The sequence below is a fragment of the Anabaena sp. FACHB-1391 genome, assembly GCF_014696755.1.
Lineage (GTDB): Bacteria > Cyanobacteriota > Cyanobacteriia > Cyanobacteriales > Nostocaceae > Dolichospermum > Dolichospermum planctonicum.
In genome coordinates, this window is sequence record NZ_JACJQS010000044.1 from 32,453 (window position 1) to 40,591 (window position 8,139).

At 39.4% G+C, this 8,139-nt stretch carries 6 protein-coding genes; 5 read left to right on the forward strand and 1 reads right to left on the reverse strand.

Annotated elements, in window-relative coordinates; translation table 11 throughout:
* Nucleotides 1-142: 142 nt before the first annotated feature.
* Complete coding sequence (locus tag H6F62_RS17660) at nt 143-1,129, reverse strand: GntR family transcriptional regulator (RefSeq protein ID WP_137909104.1); 987 nt, start codon at nt 1,127-1,129, stop codon at nt 143-145.
* A gap of 204 nt (nt 1,130-1,333) precedes the next feature.
* Here H6F62_RS17660 and H6F62_RS17665 point away from each other — a divergent pair, with 204 nt between their 5' ends.
* The 5 genes from H6F62_RS17665 to H6F62_RS17685 all read left to right on the forward strand — a co-directional run.
* Entirely contained in the window at nt 1,334-2,086 is a 753-nt protein-coding gene (locus H6F62_RS17665; protein ID WP_137909105.1) for a dienelactone hydrolase family protein, read from the forward strand.
* 53 nt (nt 2,087-2,139) lie between these two features.
* On the forward strand, nt 2,140-3,042 hold the full coding sequence (locus tag H6F62_RS17670) for a S1 RNA-binding domain-containing protein (protein WP_137909106.1): 903 nt from the start codon (nt 2,140-2,142) through the stop codon (nt 3,040-3,042).
* Nucleotides 3,043-3,382: 340 nt separating this feature from the next.
* Entirely contained in the window at nt 3,383-3,652 is a 270-nt protein-coding gene (locus H6F62_RS17675; protein ID WP_190372595.1) for a type II toxin-antitoxin system Phd/YefM family antitoxin, read from the forward strand.
* 99 nt (nt 3,653-3,751) lie between these two features.
* Entirely contained in the window at nt 3,752-5,992 is a 2,241-nt protein-coding gene (locus tag H6F62_RS17680; protein ID WP_190372596.1) for an FdhF/YdeP family oxidoreductase, read from the forward strand.
* A gap of 261 nt (nt 5,993-6,253) precedes the next feature.
* On the forward strand, nt 6,254-8,139 hold a 1,886-nt coding region (locus tag H6F62_RS17685; protein WP_190372597.1), incomplete at its 3' end, for a glycosyl hydrolase family 18 protein.

The window sequence follows — 8,139 nt, forward strand, 5'->3', positions numbered from 1 at the left end:
GGAATTGGGAACAGTAAATAGGGAATAGGGTTAAGGCTCTTGACTTCCCCGCAGTTGGTAGTGGCTATGGCAATATTTGTCAAGTTATTAACCAGTTGTGGGGATATTTTATCTCCGTGATAAGTGACTGCTGTTAAATTAGTTAAATTAGTCCCAGTTCGCGTTTTAGTAAATTAATTGACTGTGTACCGATATAGTTTTCACAGCGAATGAGTTTAGGTGGACGAATGAGGTCTTCTAGGAAGGTTTGTAAGGTTGCTTGGGCTGTGGAGTAGCTGACTTGATCGGTACAAAAGATGATTTCTGAGCGTTTGACAATGGCGTGTAGTTTATAATCATCCTTAGGCTGGGAAGTCATTACTAATAATTCTTCACCTCGTAAACCGTGGAGAATGACTTCTGTAGCTCTGAGAATACCAGAACTGAGGCTAATTATACCGATACAACTGGATTTGGGTAAGCCTTTAACTACAGTTAGTTCTTTTCCGTAGTCGTGAATATCTAGGGGGATAACACGAACGGCTTTGAGGGCAGCGATCGCTTCCACTTCTCCGATAAAATAACGACTGGTGACTAATGTGGCCGAGGCTGTTTGGTCTAATACCGCCATTAGTTGTTCCATTGGTACTAGCTGGACGGGAATTTGCAGGGATTCCTCTAATTCATCAACCATTAATTCCCCAGCCCCAATATCTTGAGATGGAGTTACTACTAATACTCTCGCGCTACAACGCAAACGCCAGTCAACTTCTGCTAAAAATAGTTCCCGTGCTAGATTGAGAGAACAGCCTTGGGTGAGTAACTCGTCTAGGGCTTGTTGAACTACTTTATAACTGGTTGGATGTTGTTTGAGAATGGGGGACTGTGATCTATTTCCACCTTCATGACCTTGGGTACGAATATAGATTCCTGAACCTGCAAGACTTTCCACAAATCCTTCTACCTCCAATTGGCGGTAAACTTTGCTAATGGTATTGCGGTGTAACCCGGTTTGCATTGCTAAAGCCCTGGTACTGGGTAATTTGTATCCGGGTGAATATTGCCCGGAGGCGATCGCAAATCGGATTTGATTAAATAGTTGGTTAGATGCGGGAATTTCACTGTCTGGTTGAATACGGAACTGAATCATGACCAATTCCTCTGCCTAAAACTTATATTAATTGCCATCAGTTACCTATTAAATATATGATTAATGGGTTAATTTACTCTGATAAATATTACCAAGGAACTATACAGGAGTCGGGAGTTAAGAGTCAAAATCAATTAAAGAGCTATTTAAGTTCTTGTCTGTGGCCTATTATCTCTTGTCTTTTCCCTTACTGCCAACTTAATTATGACAGAGCCAGCAATAAATACTTCAACAATTCAAATTTCCGCGGACAATTTCCAAATAGATGCTTATTTAGCAAAACCAACTTCCCCTGGTTCTTATCCGGGAATTATTGTTTTACAGGAGATTTTTGGTGTTAACGTGCATATTCGGGATGTAACAGAACGAATTGCTAAACTGGGTTATGTAGCCATCGCCCCGGCACTGTTTCAACGTCAAGCACCTGGATTTGAAACTGGTTATACTCCCGAAGACGTGGAAATAGGCCGAAAATACGCTTGGTTACAGACCACAGCATCAGAAATTTTAAGCGATATTCAAGCAGCTATTAACTACTTAAAAACTTTACCCCAAGTCAAAAAAGAGGGATTTGGTTGTATTGGCTTTTGTTTTGGTGGTCACGTCGCCTATCTAGCTGCTACTTTACCAGATATTAAGGCTACTGCATCCTTTTACGGTGCGGGGATTACTAATCGCACTCCTGGAGGTGGAAATCCCACTATTACCCGGACATCAGAGATTAAAGGAACTATCTACGCCTTTTTTGGGAACCAAGATGGGAGTATTCCCCTAGAACAAGTGGACGAAATTGAAGCAGAACTGGAAAAATACAAAATTCCCCATCGTGTTTTTCGCTACAATGGGGCTGATCACGGATTTTTTTGTGACCATCGTGCCAGTTATAATTCTAAAGCTGCGGCGAATGCTTGGCAACAAGTCCAAGAACTTTTTAGCCAACTGACAATTGACAACTGACAATTGACCAGTGACCACTGACAACTAACAAATAACAATTTATCTTCAAAGTCATGAATTCCGAATCCAAACTTTCTCAAACAGCCAATTCGTCTTTTTCAATGGACGATTTTGCTAAAGCACTAGAAAAGCACGATTACCAATTTCAAAAAGGGCAAATTGTTCGTGGTAAAGTCTTCCAAATTGACCATGATGGAGCTTATGTTGATATTGGTGGAAAATCGTCTGCGTTTCTTCCCCAAGATGAGGCTTCTTTGAGAGCAGTAACTGATTTGTCGGAAGTATTACCGATGAATGAGGAACTAGAGTTTTTAATTATTCGGGATCAGGATGCTGAAGGTCAAGTTACTATTTCCCGTAAGCAATTGGAAATGCGTCAGATCTGGGACAGACTGTTAGAAATGCAAGAAAATTCCCAAACCGTCCAAGTGCGGGTAACAGGTATTAATAAAGGCGGTGTTACGGTTGATCTTTTGGGTGTGCGGGGGTTTATTCCGCGATCGCACATATCTGAACGTGATAATCTAGAAGCACTCAAAGGCCAAAGTCTCACCGTCGGCTTTTTAGAAATTAATCGTGAAACTAAGAAACTGGTTCTTTCTCAACGTTTAGCGGCTCGTTCTAGTAACTTCAGTTTATTAGAATTAGGTCAATTAGTAGAGGGAAAAATTACCGGCATCAAACCTTTTGGTGTATTTGTAGATTTAAATGGTGTCAGTGCTTTACTCCACATTAAACAAGTCAGCCAAAAATTTATTGAATCTTTAGAAAAGGTCTTTCAAATTGGTCAACCCATTAAAGCTGTAATTATTGATTTAGACCAGGGTAAAGGTCGAATTGCTATTTCTACCAGAGTTTTGGAAAATTTCCCTGGTGAACTTGTGGAAAATTTTGCAGAAGTCATGAATTCAGCAGAAGCTCGTGCTAATCGTGCAGCTAATAAAACTGCTGAATAGTTGATTGATAACAGGTGATTGGTAATTGGTAATTGTCAGATCTTAATTGCTAATTGCTAATCCCTATTCCCTATTTATTCAGATGCAGTTAAAATCATCAATATCATCATAGTGAAATGATCATGAATCAAGTAAATGCTACTGAAATACAAGAACATTTGAGTGATTTTTTGGATAGTCTTACCCAAGGAGAAACATCAATTGTTATTTGTTATTGAAAAAGCTGGAAAAGCGATCGCTACTCTCATTAGTTACAGCAGTTCCCGATATTATGAAGTACAGATATTAATAATAAAACTCTTGTGGTGCGGGCATACTTCGACCAATCTCAGTACAAGTCTTGCCCGCACAAGGTGTACTTCACTCAAAGCTACTTGCTGTTGAAATACAAGAACATTTGAGTGATTTTTTGGATAGTCTTACCCAAGGAGAAACATCAATTGTTATTGAAAAAGCTGGAAAAGCGATCGCTACTCTCATTAGTTACAGCAGTTCCCGATATTATGAAGTACAGATATTAATAATAAAACTCTTGTGGTGCGGGCATCTTGCCCGCACAAGGTGTACTTCACTCAAAGCTACTTGCTGTATCAAGAATGGAAACCTTTAAAACAATTGGACATTTATTTAATTTCTGAAGACGATGAAGAATCTTTTAGTCCAGAAGAATTCATTAAAGCTTTATAAATAAGATATACAACTCCTATTTATGGACAATTTACCAGAAAATAAATCTAATTCCCATGCAGGGGGCGGTTTACCCGTAATCCAATATTGGGTAGAAAAAACTCTCTCACCCCAAGGTTTACAATTATGGCAAACTCTCAATCATAAAAGCGCTTGTTTATCCTGTGCTTGGGGTACGGGTGGACAACAAGGAGGATTTGTCAATGAAGCAGGAGAATATTTACAACGTTGTGCTAAAAGTGTAGAAGCTATTGCTGCGGAATTGCAACCAGGAATTAAACCAGATTTTTTCCAAAAATATAATATCAGTGAATTACAAAAATTAACTTCTCAAGAATGTGATAACTTAGGTAGACTTAGTTATCCTCTCATTCTTAAATCAGGATCATCCCATTATCAACGTATTAGTTGGGAAGAAGTTTATCAAATCGCAAAACCAGCCTTTAGTTTAACACCAGCAACTATAGCTAGTTATAGTTCTGGACGTTCATCTAATGAAGCCGCTTATTTATTACAATTGTTAATGCGATCGCTAGGTAGTAATAATCTAGCAGATTGTTCGGATTTATGTCACGCTCCCTCAACCGTCGGCTTAAAAAAAGTTTTCGGTTCAGGAACATCAATGGTAAGTTTAGAAGGCTTACAACATAGTGATTGTGTGGTTTTAATTGGTTCTAATGCACCCGCAAATCATCCCCGATTAATGAACGAATTAATCAAATTACGGGACAGGGGTGGTAAAGTGATTATTATTAATCCCCAAATTGAAATCGGTTTAGTCAAATTTGCTTCTCCTGCTTTTCCGATCAAATCCTTACTTACCGGTGGTTCTGATATATCTTCTTTGTATTTGCAACCCATTCCTGGTAGTGATGTAGCCTTATTTCTAGGGTTACAAAAATCCCTAATTGCCCAAAATTTAATTAAAATAGAATATCTCAAATCCTCCACTCAAAACTGGCAACAAATCTTAGATTATGCCCATAATATATCTTGGGATGATATCACCAAAACCTGCGGATTATCTCAAGAAGAAATTACCGCCACAGCCTATATAATTGGTAAATCTGAGCGAGTAGTATTTGCTTGGGCTATGGGAATCACTCAACAAACTAACGGTGTAAATAATGTTTTGAGTATAGCAAATACGGCTTTAATTACAGGTAATGCTGGTAAAATTGGCGCAGGAACAATGCCCATTAGAGGACATTCTAACGTCCAAGGATTTGGTTCAATGGGTGTCACCGTCAATTTGCGAGAAGAAATCAAACAAGCACTATCTCAGCTGTTAGGAAAACCCCTGAATGAAACTCCAGGTTATCATACCCGTGATTTAATAGCAGCCGCAGAATTAGGAAAGATCAATACCCTCTTTTGTTTAGGGGGAAATTTGTATGCAGCTAACCCAGACTTATCACAAGCAAAACGGGCTTTATCACAAATAGAAACCATTTTTTATGTAGCGACCAAACCGAATTTAGGACATTTTCACGGATTAGCAAAACAGCAAACTTTAATCTTACCTGTTTTCAATCGCTTTGAAAACCCCCACCGGACAACAACGGAATCAGGTAATAATTTTGTCAGGTTAAATGATGCAGGTAAAAGTCATTTACAACCAGATAATTCTGATTTGATTTCTGAAGTAGAATTAATTACAGAAATAGCCCATCGTTTACATGATGAACATCCGATTAATTGGCGTAAATTGCAAGATACGGTTTATGTTAGAGAATTAATTGCTAAAACTATTCCTGGTTACGAAAAAATAGGTCAAATTGATCAAACTCAGGCAGAATTTACCATTGCAGGACGGATTTTTGATCAACCTAAATTTCCCACTTTTGATGGTAAAGCCCGGATGTTTGTCACACCTTTACCACAATTAAATTTACCTGATAAATCAGCTTTTGGTGTGGAGGAAAATCAACCAGGAATTGTCTTAATATTGGGAACAGGACGCGGTTATGGACAACATAATACCGTAGTTTATCGCAGTGCAGATAAATATCGCAATATGCCCCATCGTCATTGTATTTTAATGAATAGTTTGGATATTAAAAAAGCAGGATTTCAAGAACATCAACGAGTTACAGTTAAAGGAAGTGGAGGAGAACTAGAGAATATTGAAATTATTTGTGGTGCAATTCGTGAAGGTGTAGCCTTTATGTTTTATCCTGAAGCTAACGTTTTATTGACAGCAGCAATTGATCCTCAAAGTGGTACACCTGCTTATAAAAGAGTTCCGGTTTTTGTGTACTAAATATTATCTCTATTATCTCGTTCCCAGTCTCAGACTGGGAATGCCATTAGGAGGCTCTGCCTCCATTTGAAAAAAAAAGCAAAGCCTTCTAAAAATTTTTTTTCATACAGAGGAAACGAGAAAATTGTAGACACTATAGGTGATATGATATCGTCTAATGACGAATGCGACATGAAAACCTATCTCAAGATAGATACTGGAGTCAGTGCGGGGTTGGTAAAGTAAAAAAAACAACTTTTTAATTAATACAGGATTACAATTGTGGCAAAATCTACCAAAAACGTCGTTTTCATTGATCCCAATGTTACAGACTGGCAGAATCTAGTTAATGGTGTCGAACCTGGCTCACTGGTGTTTATTCTTGACCAAACACGGGATGGTATTAGGCAAATTACCGATAAATTAGCAGCACTGACAGACATTGATAGTGTTCAAATTATTTCTCACGGTGGAGAGAGTAGTTTATCCCTTGCTTCAACTCAGTTAAACTCAGCAAACCTCAATAGCTATAGTTCACAATTACAGCAGTGGGGTCAATCTCTCACTACCACAGGAGACATTCTGCTGTATGGTTGTGACGTGGCTGGGGGGGTTATTGGTAAAGCTTTTGTCCAGCAAATTAGTCAATTGACCGGGGCAGATGTAGCTGCATCTGATGACTGGACTGGTAGTGCTGCATTGGGTGGAGATTGGCTGTTAGAATATGCGACTGGATTAATTGAAGCGCCTCTGGCTTTGCAAATTCAGGCAATGGAGGCGTATAATTCTGTTTTACCCAATTATATCGTGGGTGGATATATAGGCTCTTGGAATCTTAATTCCAATACACCTGTAGATACTCCGTTTAATAAACTTACACATTTGTTCTACTCATTTGCTGATGTCACTTCAACTGGTACGGTTCAACTACCTCAAGATGGAACAGGAACAGGTGACATCGCTAAACTTCAACAAATTAAAGCTCAAAATCCCAACCTGAAAATCATGCTTTCCATTGGCGGTGCAACAGAGAATGATTTCTCCTCTGCTGCTGCTACGGTGCAGTCTAGGGCAAACTTTGCTCAGTCTGCTATCCAACTAATGAAGACTAATGGATTTGATGGCTTAGATATTGACTGGGACTATCCTCAAGCAAACGAGGATAATAATTACATTCAATTGCTGGCACAATTGCGGACACAAATCAATCAAGCCTCTCAAAATGATGGCAAGCAATATCTTCTCACTACAGCCCTTTCTGGTTCTCCTTACCAGTTGTCTGCATCTGATTATGGGGGCAACCCTTACGATTTCAGCCCACAAGATTTGAGAGCAACTTCCGATTATGTAGACTTTATTAATGTCATGTCTTATGACTACCACGGACCTTGGGAGAACACAACAAATCATCAGTCAGCTTTGTATAAAAGCACAAATGACACTACCTACAACGCGGCTAAAGTAAATACTAATTGGGCGATTCAACATTATCTCAGTGCTGGAGTTCCAGCTACAGATATTGTCTTGGGCATTCCACTTTATGGGCGCACCTGGACTGGAGTTAACGCTGGTAGCAACAATGGGCTGTTCCAGCAGGGTACTGGTAGCTCTGAGCGCACATATAGGGAGCTTTATAATCTATTGGGGACAAATGGCTATCAATCGTTCTGGGATAATAGCGCCAAAGTTCCCTACATTTATAGTTCTCAAACAGGGGTGTTTAGCACCTATGAAAATAACCAATCAATTTTGGGGAAAACTGATTATGTCAAACAACAAGGACTCGGTGGTGCGTTCTTCTGGGAAATCACCCAAGATTTGCCCATAACTAATCCTGATTCCTTAATCAATGTTGCGGCTACAAATTTGGGAATTAATAATGTTGTTTCACCCAGCATTACCCTAGCAGTATCACCCAGTAGCGTATTAGAAAACGGAACTACCAACCTAATTTACACCTTCACCCGTACAGAAGCAACAACCAACGCCTTAACCGTTAACTATGGCGTTACGGGTACAGCAGATAGTAGCGACTATACAGGTGCAACACCAGGAACAGGAAAAACCATCACCTTTGCTGCGGGTGCGAGTACAGCCACTCTGACTATTGACCCCACAGGTGATAGCACTCCAGAAAGCGATGAAACTGTTGTTTTAACTTTGGCTTC